Source organism: Agrobacterium albertimagni AOL15 (genome assembly GCF_000300855.1).
Taxonomy (GTDB): Bacteria; Pseudomonadota; Alphaproteobacteria; order Rhizobiales; family Rhizobiaceae; genus Allorhizobium; species Allorhizobium albertimagni.
Map to the genome: position 1 here is coordinate 151,984 of NZ_ALJF01000011.1, position 15,939 is coordinate 167,922.

Annotated in this window: 16 protein-coding genes; 10 read left to right on the forward strand and 6 right to left on the reverse strand. The window is 62.7% G+C overall.

All coding sequences use genetic code 11. From position 1 onward, the window contains the following. The first annotated feature begins 5 nt into the window (after positions 1-5). The 10 genes from glgA (at position 6) to QWE_RS14690 (ending at position 9,981) form a co-directional block, all read left to right on the forward strand. The gene (gene glgA, locus QWE_RS14645) at positions 6-1,445 is read left to right on the forward strand and encodes a glycogen synthase GlgA (RefSeq protein WP_006726928.1); all 1,440 of its coding nucleotides are present in this window, start codon (positions 6-8) and stop codon (positions 1,443-1,445) included. Between the two features lie 3 nt (positions 1,446-1,448). Continuing rightward, entirely contained in the window at positions 1,449-3,077 is a 1,629-nt protein-coding gene (locus QWE_RS14650) for an alpha-D-glucose phosphate-specific phosphoglucomutase (RefSeq protein WP_006726929.1), read from the forward strand. Between the two features lie 112 nt (positions 3,078-3,189). Further along, entirely contained in the window at positions 3,190-3,549 is a 360-nt protein-coding gene (locus QWE_RS14655; protein ID WP_006726930.1) for an ArsR/SmtB family transcription factor, read from the forward strand. Positions 3,550-3,559: 10 nt separating this feature from the next. Continuing rightward, positions 3,560-4,081, forward strand: coding sequence for an arsenate reductase ArsC (locus QWE_RS14660; protein ID WP_006726931.1), 522 nt, complete (start codon positions 3,560-3,562; stop codon positions 4,079-4,081). Between the two features lie 3 nt (positions 4,082-4,084). After that, the gene (gene arsB / locus QWE_RS14665; protein WP_006726932.1) at positions 4,085-5,143 is read left to right on the forward strand and encodes an ACR3 family arsenite efflux transporter; all 1,059 of its coding nucleotides are present in this window, start codon (positions 4,085-4,087) and stop codon (positions 5,141-5,143) included. 6 nt (positions 5,144-5,149) lie between these two features. Next, the gene (gene arsC / locus QWE_RS14670; protein ID WP_006726933.1) at positions 5,150-5,575 is read left to right on the forward strand and encodes an arsenate reductase (glutaredoxin); all 426 of its coding nucleotides are present in this window, start codon (positions 5,150-5,152) and stop codon (positions 5,573-5,575) included. Beyond that, positions 5,550-6,278 carry an arsenical resistance protein ArsH gene (gene arsH, locus QWE_RS14675; RefSeq protein WP_006726934.1) on the forward strand — a complete coding sequence of 243 codons (729 nt, stop codon included), beginning with the start codon at positions 5,550-5,552 and terminating at the stop codon, positions 6,276-6,278. Before arsC ends, arsH begins: the two co-directional genes overlap by 26 nt. 80 nt (positions 6,279-6,358) lie before the next feature. After that, positions 6,359-8,317, forward strand: a complete 1,959-nt coding sequence (gene glgX / locus QWE_RS14680) for a glycogen debranching protein GlgX (RefSeq protein WP_006726935.1) — start codon at positions 6,359-6,361, stop codon at positions 8,315-8,317. Between the two features lie 88 nt (positions 8,318-8,405). After that, entirely contained in the window at positions 8,406-8,894 is a 489-nt protein-coding gene (locus QWE_RS14685) for a MaoC family dehydratase (protein ID WP_006726936.1), read from the forward strand. A 19-nt stretch (positions 8,895-8,913) separates the two neighbouring features. Beyond that, positions 8,914-9,981 (forward strand): DUF2332 domain-containing protein, encoded by a 1,068-nt coding sequence (locus QWE_RS14690; RefSeq protein ID WP_006726937.1) that lies wholly within the window; start codon positions 8,914-8,916, stop codon positions 9,979-9,981. On the opposite strand, the gene QWE_RS14695 is transcribed toward QWE_RS14690, so the two are convergent. The 6 genes from QWE_RS14695 to QWE_RS14720 form a co-directional block, all read right to left on the reverse strand. Next, positions 9,970-10,284, reverse strand: coding sequence for a type II toxin-antitoxin system RelE/ParE family toxin (locus tag QWE_RS14695; RefSeq protein WP_006726938.1), 315 nt, complete (start codon positions 10,282-10,284; stop codon positions 9,970-9,972). The genes QWE_RS14690 and QWE_RS14695 overlap by 12 nt on opposite strands. Then, positions 10,271-10,540, reverse strand: coding sequence for a ribbon-helix-helix domain-containing protein (locus QWE_RS14700; protein WP_006726939.1), 270 nt, complete (start codon positions 10,538-10,540; stop codon positions 10,271-10,273). Before QWE_RS14700 ends, QWE_RS14695 begins: the two co-directional genes overlap by 14 nt. A gap of 135 nt (positions 10,541-10,675) precedes the next feature. Beyond that, on the reverse strand, positions 10,676-11,230 hold the full coding sequence (locus QWE_RS14705; protein ID WP_006726940.1) for a sarcosine oxidase subunit gamma: 555 nt from the start codon (positions 11,228-11,230) through the stop codon (positions 10,676-10,678). After that, positions 11,223-14,216 carry a sarcosine oxidase subunit alpha gene (locus QWE_RS14710; protein WP_006726941.1) on the reverse strand — a complete coding sequence of 998 codons (2,994 nt, stop codon included), beginning with the start codon at positions 14,214-14,216 and terminating at the stop codon, positions 11,223-11,225. Before QWE_RS14710 ends, QWE_RS14705 begins: the two co-directional genes overlap by 8 nt. Further along, a complete protein-coding gene (locus QWE_RS14715; protein ID WP_006726942.1) occupies positions 14,213-14,533 on the reverse strand; it encodes a sarcosine oxidase subunit delta in 321 nt (106 codons plus the stop codon). The genes QWE_RS14710 and QWE_RS14715 overlap by 4 nt, the downstream gene beginning before the upstream one ends. Before the next feature lie 17 nt (positions 14,534-14,550). Then, the gene (locus tag QWE_RS14720; RefSeq protein WP_006726943.1) at positions 14,551-15,804 is read right to left on the reverse strand and encodes a sarcosine oxidase subunit beta family protein; all 1,254 of its coding nucleotides are present in this window, start codon (positions 15,802-15,804) and stop codon (positions 14,551-14,553) included. Positions 15,805-15,939: the final 135 nt, after the last annotated feature.

Here is a 15,939-nt window from a genome sequence, read left to right on the forward strand (position 1 = left end):
CATCCATGAAGGTCCTTTCGGTCGCCTCCGAACTCTATCCGCTGATCAAGACCGGAGGCCTCGCCGACGTCGCGGGCGCTTTGCCGATCGCGCTCGCCGCCCATGGCGTCGAGACGAAAACGTTGATCCCCGGCTATCCGGCCGTGATGAAGGCGGTGAAGAAGCCGAAGAAGGTCCACGAATTCGAGGATATCCTCGACGAGCGGGTCATACTTCTCGAGGTGAAACACGAAGGCCTCGATCTCCTGATCCTCGACTGCCCGCCACTCTACGAGCGTTCGGGCGGTCCCTATCTCGACACCCAGGGGCGCGACTATCCCGACAATTGGAAGCGCTTCGCCGTTCTCTCCAAGGTGGGCGCCGAGATCGCGGCGGGCGTGCTGCCGAGCTTCAAGCCGGAACTGGTGCATGTGCATGACTGGCAGGGTGCACTGGTTCCCGTTTACATGCGCTATGCCGAAGCGCCGGAAGTGCCGAGCCTTCTCACCATCCACAACATCGCCTTCCAGGGCCAGTTCGGCGCCACACTCTTCCCCTATCTCGGCCTGCCGGGTCATGCCTGGCACGAGGCGCTCGAATATTACGGCACGATCAGCTACCTGAAAAGCGGTCTCGTCACCGCGCATGCGCTCTCCACGGTCAGCCCCTCATATGCGGAGGAGATCCTGACGCCGGAATTCGGCATGGGTCTCGACGGCGTCATTGCCAGCCGTGCCGCCGACCTCTACGGCATCGTCAACGGCATCGATGCCGAGATCTGGGACCCTTCCGCAGACCCTTTGTTGGCCAGCAAATACTCGGGCACCGCGCTGAAGAAACGCGCCGGCAACCGGGCGGCCATGGTCGAGCGCTTCGCCTTCGATGGCGACGACGGCCCGATCTTTTGCGTCATCTCCCGCCTGACCTGGCAGAAGGGGTTGGACCTGCTGCCTGACGTCATCGACGAGATCGTCAATGCCGGCGGCAGGTTGGCAATCCTCGGTTCCGGGGAAAGCGGGATCGAGGCCGCCCTGCAGAACGCCGCCGCCCATCATCGCGGCCGAGTCAGCATGGTGCTGGGCTATGACGAAGGACTGTCCCATGTCATGCAGGCCGGTTCCGACATCATCCTCGTGCCCTCGCGCTTCGAACCTTGCGGCCTGACCCAGCTCTACGCCCTTCGCTATGGCTGTGTTCCGCTTGTTGCCCGCACCGGCGGCCTCGCTGATACCATTATCGACGCCAATGAAGCGGCCTTGGCTGCAGGCGTTGCAACCGGCGTTCAGTTTGCGCCGGTAACCGTCGATGCCCTCCGCCGCGCCATCCGCCGCACGCTTCGCCTCTACAGTGACCATCGTCTCTGGTCGCAAATGCAGAAGCAGGGCATGAAATCCGAAGTCTCCTGGAACAGGAGCGGCGCGACCTATGCCGACCTTTATCAACGCCTCGTTTCGAAAGGCCTGTAATCGATGATTTTGACCGTCTCCACGAAACCCTATGCGGACCAGAAGCCCGGCACGTCGGGACTGCGCAAGAAGGTTCCGGTCTTCCAGCAGGAGAACTATGCGGAGAACTTCATCCAGGCAATCTTCGACAGCCTGGAGGGCTTCGAGGGCCAGACGCTGGTCATCGGCGGCGACGGCCGCTATTACAACCGCGAAGTCATCCAGGTCGCTCTGAAAATGGCCGCCGCCAATGGCTTCGGCAAGGTCATGGTTGGCAAGGGCGGCATTCTGTCGACGCCGGCCGCCTCGCATGTCATCCGCAAATACCATGCCTTTGGCGGCATCGTGCTTTCGGCCAGCCACAATCCCGGCGGCCCGACCGAAGACTTCGGCATTAAATACAATATCGGCAATGGCGGCCCGGCACCGGAGAAGATCACCGACGCGATCTTCGACCGCACCCGTAACATCGATAGTTACAAAATCGCCGACGTCGCCGATATCGACCTCGATACGGTCGGAAGCTTCGATCTCGCCGGCATGACGGTCGAGGTGATCGACCCGGTCACCGACTATGCCGACCTGATGGAAACGCTCTTCGACTTCCCGGCCATCCGCTCGCTGATCTCTGGCGGCTTCCGCGTGGTGATCGATTCGATGAGCGCCGTCACCGGCCCCTATGCCGTTGAGATCCTCGAAAAGCGCTTGGGCGCTCCCGCCGGATCCGTCCGCAACGAAGTCCCCCTCCCCGACTTCGGCCACCACCACCCGGACCCGAACCTAGTCCATGCCAAGGAGCTCTATGACGACGTCATGAGCGCCGATGGTCCGGACTTCGGTGCTGCTTCCGATGGCGACGGTGACCGCAACATGGTGGTCGGCAAGGGCATGTTCGTCACCCCCTCCGACAGCTTGGCGATGATCGCCGCCAACGCCACCTGCGCTCCTGGCTACAGACAAGGCATTGCCGGCATCGCCCGCTCCATGCCGACCAGTGCTGCCGCCGACCGCGTCGCGGAAAAGCTCGGTATCGGCATGTATGAGACCCCGACCGGCTGGAAATTCTTCGGCAATCTGATGGATGCCGGCAAGGTCACCGTCTGCGGCGAAGAAAGCTTCGGCACCGGCTCCGACCACGTGCGCGAGAAGGACGGTCTCTGGGCCGTACTCTTCTGGCTCAACATCGTGGCCGCCCGCAAACAGAGCGTCAAAGAGATCGTCGAGGCCCATTGGGCCGAATACGGCCGCAACTACTACTCCCGCCACGACTATGAAGGCGTCGATACGGACAATGCCAACGCGCTTGTCACCGCTCTGCGGGCCAAGCTCGGCAGCCTGCCGGGCACCACGATCAATGGCCTTGTTGTCAGCGCTGCCGACGACTTCGCTTATCACGACCCGATCGACCACTCCGTCTCGAAGAACCAGGGCATCCGCATTCTCTTCGAAGGCGGCAGCCGCATCGTCTTCCGCCTCTCCGGCACCGGCACCTCGGGCGCGACGCTGCGTCTCTATGTCGAACGCTACGAGCCCGACGCCAGCCGCCACGGCATCGAAACGCAGGCGGCTCTGGCCGACCTGATTGCGGCTGCCGAGGAAGTCGCCGAGATCAAGCGTTACACGGGCATGAACGAGCCGACGGTCATCACCTGATCGCAGCAGTCCTTCGAGCGGATTTTGAGCCCCCGGCCTGCAAAGGTCGGGGGTTTTCGTATTTGGCCGATCAACGGATTGACTCACCCAATATATCCACTATTCTGGAAGTATGGATGAAAAAACGACGATCGCGGCGCTTGCCGCCTTGGCCCAGCCGACCCGCCTGCAGACCTTCCGTCTGTTGGTGGCGCATGAACCAGACGGTATTCCCGCCGGCGAACTCGCGCGCCTGATCGGCGTGCCGCAAAACACCATGTCGGCGCATCTGTCGACACTGTCCCAGGCGGGCCTCGTCACGGGCGAGCGCCAAAGCCGCTCGATCATCTACCGCGCCGATCTCGATCGCTTCCGCGCGGTTGCCCTCTACCTTCTCAAGGATTGCTGCGGCGGCAATGCCGCCCTCTGCCAGCCGCTGATCGACGATCTCGCCTGCTGTTCCCCCACCCTCGAAGTCACCCGCCCCAACTGAGAGACCTGTCATGTCCGACAAGATCTACAATGTTCTCTTCCTCTGCACCGGCAACTCCGCCCGTTCGATCATAGCCGAAGCGATCCTGAACCGGCTCGGCCAGGGCAGGTTCAAGGCCTATTCCGCCGGCTCCCAGCCGAAGGGCGAGGTGCATCCCTACACGCTGCAACTGCTGAAAGGTCTGAACTACGACACCAGCTTCGCGCGTTCGAAGAACTGGGACGAGTTTGCAGCGCCCGGCGCTCCTCAACTCGATTTCGTCTTCACCGTCTGCGACAACGCCGCCGCCGAAGCCTGCCCCGTCTGGCCCGGTCAGCCAATGACCGCCCATTGGGGCGTGCCGGATCCGGCTGCTGCCGAGGGCACGGAAGCCGAGCGCCATTTCGCCTTCGCCGATGCCGGACGGATGCTGACCAACCGCATTTCGATCTTCGTCAGCCTCCCGATAGCGAGCCTCGACAAGCTCTCGCTGCAGAAGCGTCTGGAAGACATCGGCAAGACGTCCAACGCTTCAAATCCTGAGGTCGCCTGAACCATGTCCACATTTGAACGCTACCTGACCCTCTGGGTCGCGCTGGCGATTGCCGCCGGCATCGCGCTCGGTTCGGTTTTCCCCGGCCTCTTTCAGCTCATTGGCTCGGCCGAGATCGCCAAGGTCAACCTGCCGGTCGCCGTGCTCATCTGGCTGATGATCATTCCGATGCTGATGAAGATCGACTTCGCCGCCATCCGCGAAGTGGGCACCCATTGGCGTGGCATGAGCGTCACGCTCTTTGCCAACTGGGCAGTCAAGCCCTTCTCCATGGCCGTGCTTGGCTGGATCTTCATCGGCTGGCTGTTTGCGCCGTTCCTGCCCAGCGATCAGATCGACAGCTATATCGCCGGCCTCATCCTGCTCGGGGCCGCACCCTGCACCGCCATGGTCTTCGTGTGGTCCAACCTGACGCGCGGCGATGCGCCCTTCACGCTCACGCAGGTTGCGCTCAACGATGCCGTGATGGTGGTTGCCTTCGCCCCGATCGTTGCCATCCTGCTCGGTGTCTCCTCGATCATCGTGCCCTGGGATACGCTTCTGATCTCCGTCGCGCTCTTCATCGTCGTGCCCGTAATCGTGGCGCAGATCCTGCGCCAGGCACTCGGCAAAGGTGACGGTCGCGCCCTGCAACGCTTCCAGGACAATATCCAGCCGCTCTCGATCGGCGCGCTGCTGCTGACCGTCGTCCTGCTCTTCGCCTTCCAGGGCAACCAGATCCTCGCCCAGCCGATCGTGATCGCGATCCTCGCCGTGCCGATCTTCCTGCAGACGGTCTTCATCTTCGGCTTCGCCTATCTGGCAAACCGCATGACCGGCGAAGCCCATTGCATCGCCGGCCCCTCCGCCCTGATCGGCGCCTCCAACTTCTTCGAACTGGCCGTCGCAACGGCGATCAGCCTCTTCGGCTTCAATTCGGGCGCCGCCTTGGCCACCGTCGTCGGCGTGCTGATCGAAGTGCCCGTGATGCTGGCACTGGTCGCCGTCGTCAATCGCAGCAAGGGCTGGTACGAGGCCGGCAACGCCGTTTCCGCCAGATCCGCCAATCAAGCAAAGGCCTGAAATTTCATGAACGTCACCATTTATCACAACCCGGCCTGCGGGACCTCGCGCAACACGCTTGAAATCATTCGCCACGCCGGGATCGAGCCCGATGTGATCGAATATCTGAAGACCCCGCCGAGCAAGGAAGAGCTGGCGAAGATGATCGCCGCTTCAGGTCTCTCGGTGCGTGAGGCGATCCGCGAAAAGGGCACGCCCTATGAGGAACTCGGCCTTGCCGACCCGGCACTCTCGGACGACCAGCTGCTCGACGCCATGATCGCGACCCCCATCCTGATCAACCGTCCGCTCGTCGTCACCGACTTGGGCACGCGCCTCTGCCGGCCGTCCGAGCTGGTGCTCGACATCTTGGCCCCAGACGCCTTCACCTCTGCCTTCGTCAAGGAAGACGGCGAGGCCGTGCTCGATGCGGAGGGCAAGCGCATTGTCTGACCACAACGCTGACCTGCCCGCCGCCGATCTCGATCACCTGCGGATGCCGGATCTGGAGGCGCTGCGGCGCCCCTTTTCCACCCACAAGCCGCGCATCCTGATCCTCTATGGCTCACTGCGACAGGTCTCCTATAGCCGCCTGCTGGCGATGGAGGCCAAGCGTCTGCTCGAACATTTCGGCGCAGAAGTGAAGGTATTCGACCCCTCCGGCCTGCCGCTTCCCGACGATGCACCGGTGAGCCATCCCAAGGTGCAGGAACTGCGCGACCTCTCGGCCTGGTCCGAAGGTCAGGTCTGGGTGAGCCCCGAGCGTCACGGTACGTTGACCGGCATCATGAAGGCGCAGATCGACTGGATCCCGCTGTCCGTTGGCGCCGTCCGCCCGACCCAGGGCAAGACGCTCGCAGTCATGCAGGTCTCCGGCGGCTCGCAGTCGTTCAACGCGGTCAACGCCATGCGCCTGCTCGGCCGATGGATGCGGATGATCACCATTCCCAACCAGTCCTCGGTCGCCAAGGCCTATCAGGAATTCGACGCGGATGGTCGAATGAAGCCCTCGTCCTATTACGAGCGCGTCGTCGATGTCTGCGAGGAACTGGTGAAGTTCACCTACCTCACCCGTGACATCTCCGACTACCTGACCGATCGCTATAGCGAACGGAAGGAAGCGGCCGTGAAAGCCGTGAACCTGAAGGCTATGTAGGCGCAACCGCTCTGGTCCGGGGCCGCCCGCCTGCTATTGTTCCCTAATGCGCGCGAATCAACCGGACCACGAGGCGATCCATGACCAAGCCGATGCTCGGAGCCACCCTGGGCAAAACCGGTGCCGATTTCCGTCTCTGGTCGCATCATGCGGAGCGGGTCGAACTCTGCCTCTTCGATGAGGGGGGAGAGACGGAACTCGCCCGTCTCTCTTTGACCCGCGGCGACGGCGATGTGCATCATGTCTTCGTTGAGGGCGTGAAGGAAGGCACCCGCTACGGCTTCCGCATCTACGGTCCGTATGACCCGGCGCAAGGGCACTGGTACGATCCATCCAAACTGCTGGTCGACCCCTATGCGACCGAACTGGACCGCCCTTTCGTCTATGATGTCAGGCTTGGCCAGTTCGGCACCGACACCGCCGCCCTGATGCCGAAGGCGATCCTGAAGGCGCACAAGCCGCTGAAGCCCATGATGCCCCTCGGCGAGCGCACAGGCTTCATTTACGAGGTCAACGTCAAGGCGCTGACCATGCTGCATCCGGATGTGCCGGACACCCAACGCGGCACGCTCGCAGCCCTAGCCCACCCCGCAATCCTCGCGCATCTCAGGCGTATCGGCGTCGACATGGTCGAACTGATGCCGATCACCGCCTGGATCGACGAACGGCACCTGCCCCCGCTCGGCCTCACCAACAGCTGGGGCTACAACCCCGTCGCCATGATGGCGCTCGATCCGCGCCTCGTACCAGGCGGGGTGAAAGAACTGAGGGAGACGGTCGCAGCGCTGCATGCCGAAGGCATCGGCGTCATCCTCGACCTCGTCTTCAACCATACCGGCGAAAGCGACGTGCATGGCACAACGCTCTCGCTGCGCGGCATCGACAACCGATCGCTCTTCCGCCATGTCGCCGATGATCCGGGTACGCTGGTCAACGACACCGGCTGCGGCAACACACTCGCCTGCGACCATCCCTTCGTCCGTCAGCTGATCGTCGACACCCTCCGCCACTTCGTCCTGTCAGCCGGTATCGACGGTTTCCGCTTCGACCTCGCCCCGATCATGGGCCGACACTGGGACGGCTTCCATCCGTATGCCCCCACGCTCCGGGCCATCCTCGAAGACGAAGTGCTGGAAGATCGCATCCTGATTGCCGAACCCTGGGATATCGGACCGGGCGGCTATCAACTCGGCCGCTTTCCGCACGCCTTCCTCGAATGGAACGACCGCGCCCGCGATTCCTTCCGCCGCCACTGGCGTAGTGACGCTGGCACGACAGGCGACCTCGCGACGGCACTAGCCGGCTCCGCCGATCTCTTCGCCCATGACGGCCACGGCCAGACCCGCAGCGTCAACTTCATCGCCGCCCATGACGGCTTCTCGCTCTACGACCTCGTGTCCTACGCGCACAAACACAACGAGGCGAACGGCGAGGACAACCGCGACGGCCACAACGAGAACCATTCCTGGAACAACGGCGTCGAGGGTGAAACTTCCGACAAGGCGATCCTGAAGAAGCGCAGGCAGGATGTTGAAGCCCTGCTGTCCACGCTGTTTGCCAGCCGGGGCGCTGTCATGCTGACGGCAGGCGACGAGTTCGGCCGCAGCCAACGCGGCAACAACAATGCCTATTGCCAGGACAATGCCCTCACCTGGCTCGACTGGTCTGGGGCGGACGAGGAGCTGATCGAAACCACCGCCCGTCTTGCCGCCATGCGCCAGCGCTTCTCCTGCTTCATGGATACGAGTATTTTGACCGGCGACGGCGATGTCAGCTGGCTTAACACAGACGGCCAGCCGATGACGGTCGGTGACTGGGAGACGCCCGATCTCGGCGCCTTCACCATGATGTTGACCTCGATTGATCGGGAGACCGGCAACGACTGTCGCGTCGCTGTGCTTATCAACCGATCGACCGAGCCAACTGATTTCGCGCTCCCGCCGCAGGGCAAACGCAAATGGCGGCGTCTGCAGACCGGCCGCAGCGCCGCGACGTTTGCCGCGAAACCCCGCAGCGTCGATTTCTGCGTTGAAACCTGAGTTTTTGCACTGCAGTGATGTTAGCCTCTTCCGCCCGACATCAAGCGGCTGTAGCCTGCGGGAATTGTTGAAGGATCAGGTTCTTTTCATGCCGCAAGAGATTTCGCTCAAGGACGTGCCGGGCCTTGTTGGAACCGTGGTGGGCGTGTCCGACTGGATCACCGTCGACCAGCCGATGATCGACGCCTTTGCCGGCGCCACCATGGATCATCAGTTCATCCATACCGACCCGGTGCGCGCGGCCGCCGAAACGCCGTTTGGGGGCACCATTGCCCATGGCTTCCTGACGCTCTCGCTGCTGTCGGCCATGAACTACAATTGCCTGCCGAAGATTCGCGAGCAGACCATGGGCATCAATTACGGCTTCGAAAAAGTCCGCTTCATGTCACCGGTACGCACAGGCAAGCGCATTCGCGGCTCCTTCAAGCTGGCCGAAGCCCGCTTTCGCGGCGCGGGCATGCTGATGAACACCTATGAGGTAACCGTCCAGATCGAGGACGAGCGCAAGGCAGCGCTCACCGCCGACTGGATCACCATTTCGCAATTCGACCCGAAGGATCGTCCGGAAGGCGTCTGACACGGAAGGCGTTCAGACCATGAGTGACGACCGCGCAGACCAGATCCGCCAGAGTTTCCTGCGACAAGCCAAGGCCTGTGCCGATCTCGGCTCCCCCTTCACCGCCCGCCTCTGCACGTTGGCGGCAGAGCGGCTGACGGGGGAAACCGAAGTCGGTGCAAAAGTGCTCGGCTGGCCGGGCAATCCTGACGGCACCGGCGATGCCCTGGCGCTGCGGCTCGCCGGGACGCTGCATGCCCTTGTTCGCTCAGGCCAGGACCCGGCCCTGGCAGCTGTCTACCCACCCCATGCCGTCGACGACGATACGCTCTGGGTTGCGATCGAGGCTGCCATCCGCCGCGACGAGGCCTTCATGCTGGAGCGCCTGAAATCAGCCCCGCAGACCAACGAGGTGCGCCGCTCCTCCGCCCTGCTACCCGGTTTCCTGACGATTGCGGCGCAGACCGGCAAGCCGCTTGTGCTCTCGGAAGTCGGCGCCAGCGCAGGGCTGAACCTGCAATGGGACCGCTACAGCTACCAACTGGGAGATTTCCGCTGGGGCAAGGCCTCCGCCGTCGAACTCGCCCCACGCTGGGAAGGCCCGCCGCCACCGCAAACCGCAATCGAGATCACCGAACGCGCCGGCTGTGACCTGAACCCGCTCGATCCATCTTCAGAGGACGACCGCTTGCGGCTCTTCTCCTATATCTGGGCCGACCAGCAGGATCGCATCGACCGCACGGCAGCCGCACTCGCAATGGCCACCGAGAGCGGATTGAAGGTGGAAAAGGCAGATGCCATCGACTTGCTACAGACGCGTCTGAAGTCGGCGCGTCCCGGGATGACGCACGTGATCTACCACACCATCGCCTGGCAATATCTGCCGCCGGCGCTGAAGGCCGAAGGTGAAGCGCTGATCGCAGAAGCAGGTACCCGCGCGACGGATGCAGCACCGCTCGCCCGCCTGCAGCTTGAGGCCGACGGCAAGCCGGAGGGTGCGGCACTCCTGCTGACGCTTTGGCCGGCGGGCGAAACTCGCGAGATCGGCCGCGCGGATTTTCATGGGCGCTGGGTGAAGTGGGTGGGATGGGAAGACTCAGCCGTCTGAGCCGAACAAAGCGGCGTAGTTCCGCCGTCCGTAGAAAATGTTAGTGATCACCACGCCACCGCCGTCCACCAGGTAGAGCACGACTGCACTGTGCTCGAACGGAACCATGCGCAGCCCAGGAGCCAGATCATCTCTCGACACTCCGCCGTAGGGCGCATCACCGACCTTCTCGCAGCGCGCACGAATACGGCCGACATAGCGTCTTGCAGTCTCAGGCGATTGGCTGAGCGACAGCACGAACGCGAATATGTCTCGAAGATCGTTCAACGCCTCGGGGCGAAAGCGGACCTTAGCGCGCCGCACGTCCCGACACCGGTCGCGCCTCGGCCATCATCTCGTCAAGCGCGGCATCGACCTCGTCTATGCTGAGGCTCGGACGAGGGTCGTCGATCGAGCGACGAACCCTCAACCGGATGGCCTCAAGCTGTTGAGCGGGATCATCAGCCGTTTGGTGCCAGGCTTCGATGGCAGCAAGCACGGCCTCATCCGGAGAGGCAAAACCTCCGATCTCAACCAGATCCTCCACGGCCTTCAGGGTCTCTTGTCCCAAGGATCTCATTGGATTTGACCTCCCTGCTCTGGTGTGTCGGCTCGCACAATAACATGCGGCGCCGACCGAAGCGAGATCCGCCCCCAAACGCAAAAAGGCCGGGTCGCCCCGGCCTCTTCAAATCGCATCAAACACCCTCGCCCCTCAGAGCGAGGCATCCTCCGCGCCCTCGGCGAGCATGCCGAACGCATATTCCGCAAAGGACCGCCAGCATTCGACGCGGAAGGTCTCTTCCTCGGCCCGGTAGAGGATGATTTCGATCTTGCCGAAGACGGTGCGCGTCACCGCCCCCACCGGGAAGGCGGCGAGCGACAGGTCGAGCGGGCAGGCCGCATTCAGCGTGTCGGCAGCGGCAGGCCCCGAAACGATGATCGCCGTGTTGCGGTGGGAGATGTCCGCCGCCGAATGAACCACGCCGGAGGTGGCGCAGTCGGCCATCAAGGCATCGCCCTTCTCGTCGATCAGGAACCATTCGTCCGGACCGATCCAGAAGGCCGTGCGGCCCTTGGCAGAGGCGGACGTCTTCGGCTTTGTCGGCAGCTTCAGACCGAGCGTCTTGGAAAGGCCCGCGACGGCATCGGCGCCGGCGCGCAGCGACACGCGGGTCGCGGGAAGTGCCGGGGTGAGGCGCACCTTGGCGCTGCCGCCGTGGAAGCCGGCAAGAACGGTCTTGCGGTCTGCAACAGACATATCAGCCATGGATGCGGCCTCCTTCCTTGTCAACGAACACCATGTCGGTGACTTCCACCGCGATGGTCTTGTCCTTCATCGGCACGTAAAGCGTCTCACCCATCCGGGCCCGGCCACCGGCCACCATGGCAATCGCGATCGAGCGGCCAAGGTTTTCCGACCAGTAGGACGAGGTGACATGCCCGAGCATGGTCATCGGCTTCGGCTGGTTCGGGTTGGCGACGATCTGCGCGCCCTCTTCCAGCACTTCGTTCGGATCCTTGGTGAACATCCCAACGAGCTGCTTGCGGCCTTCCTTGACGAGGTCAGGCCGCTTCATGCCGCGAATACCGACGAAATCGGTCTTCTTCTTCGATACCGCCCAGGAGAGGCCGGCATCGTCCGCCGTCAAGGTACCGTCGGTGTCCTGGCCAACGATGATATAGCCCTTTTCGGCGCGCAGCACGTGCATGGTCTCGGTGCCGTAGAGGCAGGCGCCCATCGACTGGGCCCGTTCCCAAATCTTTTGGAAGACGTCAGCACCGAAATCGGCAGGCACATTGACTTCGAAGCCGAGTTCGCCGGTGAAGGACACGCGGAAGAGGCGCGTCGGCACACCGCAGAACTTGCCTTCGGCCACACTCATATGCGGGAAGGCCTCGTTCGAGATGTCGATGCCCTCGACGAAAGGCGCGATGATGTCGCGCGCTTTCGGACCCTGGACCGCGATAACAGCCCATTGTTCGGTGGTCGAAGTGAGCCAGACCTTCAGATGCGGGAATTCCGTCTGCAGATAATCTTCCATGTGGTGCATGACACGGGGCGCCCCGCCGGTCGTGGTGGTCACATGGAAGCGATCCTCGGCAAGGCGCCCGACGACACCATCGTCATAGATGAAGCCGTCTTCGCGGGTCATGATGCCATAGCGCGCCTTGCCGGGCTTCAGCGTGTCCCAGGCATTCGTGTACATCAGGTTGAGGAACTCGGCCGCGTCAGGCCCGACGACCTCGATCTTGCCAAGCGTCGAGGCATTGAACACGCCGGCTGCGTCACGCACCGTCTTGCATTCACGGTTGACGGCGGCATGCATGTCTTCGCCAGCCCTGGGGTAGTACCAGGCACGTTTCCAGTTGCCGACATCCTCATAGACGGCACCTTGGGAAACTTCATAGGCATGCATCGGCGTCTTGCGTACTGGATCAAACAGCGCATCGCGCGAATGATTGATCAGCGTGCCGAAGGTGACGGGCGTATAGGGCGCGCGGAAAGTGGTGAGACCGACCTGCGGGATCTCCTTGCCGAGCACCTCGGCTGCGATGGCAAGACCATGCATGTTAGAAAGCTTGCCCTGGTCTGAGGCCATGCCGTTCGTCGTGAAGCGCTTGATATGCTCGATCGAATGCATGCCCTCGCGCACGGCCAGACGAATGTCTTTGGCGCAAACGTCATGCTGGAAATCGACGAAAGCCTTAACGTTGTCCTCGCGGCCAGCGCCCTCGGCAGCACCGATCATGCCGCCGGTCCAGGCATGTGCGTTGGCGCCTGATAGCGAGATGGCTGGCGTTTCGGTCGCGCCCGCAGCCCTGGCCGAGGAGAGACCGGCAGAAGTTGCTTCATCGAGCAGCGCCTGCAGATCGTCGGTGCCGTTGCACCCACCGACAGACACACAATCCTGCACATAGACGTCAGGCAGGAAGCGGTCGTTTGCGGCGTCGTATTTCAGCTTGCCGCGCGACTGCGAGAACATATGCACCGATGGCGTCCAACCGGCCGACATCAAGAGCGCATCGACCTCGATCTTGCGCGTGGAGCCGCCGCCATTGCGGCGAACGGTGATCGAGCGGACGCGGAGACGGCCTGCGGTATCGATCACACCATGGCCGGTCAGCACTTCGATTCCGAGCGCACGCGCCTGTGCGAGAACGCCCTCGCCCGGCTTTTCGCGGGGATCGACGATCACAGGCACGGAAACACCCGCCTTCTTCAGGTCGATCGCCGCTTCATAGGCCGAGTCATGCGCCGTGTAGACGCCGACCTTGGCACCGACAGCGACGCCGAAATGGTTGAGATAGGTGCGGCCGGCAGAGGCGAGCATGATGCCCGGACGGTCGTTGTTGGCGAAGACCATATGGCGTTCGATCGAACCGCTGGCGATCACCACGCGCTTGGCACGGACCTGCCACAGCCGCTCGCGCGGCTGGTTCTTCGACGGCTTGGCGATGTGGTCGGTTACGCGTTCGACCAGCGCCACGTAATTGTGGTTGTGATAGCCGAAGGCGGTCGTGCGCGAGAGCACGGTGACGTTGGACATGCCCTTCAGCGTGGCAACGGTCGCTTGAGCCCAGTCCCAGCCGCTCTGGCCATCGACGGTGGCGCCCGTATCGAAGTGGAAGGAACCGCCCATTTCCGGCTGCTCGTCGACGATCATGACGCGCACGCCCGTCTGGGCGGCAGCCAGTGCAGAAGCCAGACCAGCTGCACCGCCACCGATCACCAGCACGTCGCAATGGGAGTAGCGGTTGGCGTAATGATCCGGATCGGCTTCCTTCGGCGCATGGCCGAGACCGGCGGCGCGACGGATGAAGGGCTCATAGATCTGGTGCCAGGCAGCCTTCGGCCACATGAAGGTCTTGTAGTAGAAGCCGGCGGCGAAGAAGGGCGACAGCAGATTGTTGACCTCGCCGATGTCGAGCGACAGCGACGGCCAGCGGTTCTGCGTCTCGATCTTCATGCCGTCGAAGACTTCCTGCACGGTCGCCCGCACATTCGGCTGGCGGCGGGCGGAGTCACGCGAAACGTCGAGCAGCGCATTCGGCTCTTCCGGACCTGCGGTCAGGATGCCGCGCGGACGGTGATACTTGAACGAGCGGCCAGCGAGATGCATGCCATTGGCGATCATAGCAGACGCCACGGTATCACCCTCGTAAGCGGTCAGCGTACGGCCATCGATGGTGAAGCGGGCAGTCAGCGCCGGCGTCAGGCGGCCCTTGCCGGGAATACGGTTGGCAGCGCTCATGCCTTTTCTCCCTTCGATGCAGACGGGGCAACCAGTGTTGCGGGATCGGGCATGGGTTCACCGACCTTGTAGGTCAGCAGGATCTTGTCGGAGATCGTGTCGCGGGCAGCATTGAAGAAGCGGCCGCAGCCATGAATATGGCGCCAGCGTTCGAAGATCAGGCCCTTCGGGTTGTCACGCAGGAAGAAGTAATCCGCAAACTCTTCGTCCGTGATCGAGGCAATGTTTTCCGGGCGGGCGATATGCGCTTCACCGGCGGCGCGAAACTCGAGCTCTGCGCGCTCTTCTTCGCAATAGGGGCATTTGATGACCAGCATAATGGACGATCCCTAATTCAGTGCGCCACGGCAGCGGCGGCTGCCTCGTCGATGAGGCGGCCGGTGCGGAACCGGTCGAGCGTCAGACCCTGGGCCAGCCGGTGCGGCTCGCCCTTGGCAATGAGATGGGCAAAGAGATTGGCCGACCCCGGCGTCGCCTTGAAGCCACCCGTCCCCCAGCCCGCATTGACGAAGAGGTTTGGAACCGGCGTGACGCTCTGGATCGGCGAACGGTCGGCCGTGTTGTCGGTGATCCCGCCCCACTGGCGCATCATTTTCACACGACGGAACATCGGGAAGAGCTCGCAGATGGCATCGAGCGTATGCGTGATGATCTGCATGCCGCCGGTCTGGCTGTAGGAGTTGTACTGGTCGGTGCCGGCACCGATGACCAGCTCGCCCTTGTCCGACTGCGAGATATAGGCATGCACGGTGTTGGACATGACCACGCAGGGGAAGATCGGCTTCAGCGGCTCGGAAACAAGCGCCTGCAGCGGCGTCGAATGCACCGGAAGACGCACGCCCGCCATGCCCATGACGACGGAGGAATGGCCGGCCGCGGACACGCCGACCTTCTTGGCGCCGATGAAGCCCTTGGTCGTGTCGACGCCAGTGACTTCACCATTCGGACCACGGCGGATACCGGTCACTTCGCAGTTCTGGATGATGTGCACGCCGCGATCGGAGGCAGCGCGCGCATAACCCCAGGCAACCGCATCATGGCGGGCGGTGCCGCCACGCCGCTGGAGGGCGGCACCATTGATCGGGTAACGGGCATTCTTCGAGATATCCAGCGGCGGGCAGAAGGCCTTCGCCTGCTCCGGCGTTAGCCACTCGTTGTCGATGCCGTAGAGATTGTTGGCGTTCACATGCCGCTTGAAAGACTGCTGGTCATGCACATTGTGCGATAGCATCATCACGCCGCGTGGCGAATACATGACATTGTAGTTGAGGTCCTGGCTCAAGCCCTCCCAGAGCTTCAGCGAATGCTCGTAGATGTCCATGCTCTCTTCATAGAGATAGTTGGACCGGATGATCGTCGTGTTACGGCCGGTATTGCCACCGCCGAGCCAGCCCTTTTCGATCACGGCGACATTGGTAATGCCGTGTTCCTTGGCCAGATAATAGGCGGCACCAAGACCATGGCCGCCGGCGCCGATGATGATGACGTCATAGGATTGCCGCGGCTCGGGAGAGACCCACTGAGCCTCCCATCCCTTGTGGGCACGCATCGCCTCACGGACAACGGCAAAGACCGAATATTTGCGCATTCGCCTTAAACTCCTGTGGTTCAGGCATTTGGGTATGATGATACAGGTCGCAGATCAACCCACGACATGACGTCCGTTTTGCGACGCATTGTCATCCGTCTTTCGACACCCCCGAAGAAGTGCAGCGCAGGGCGC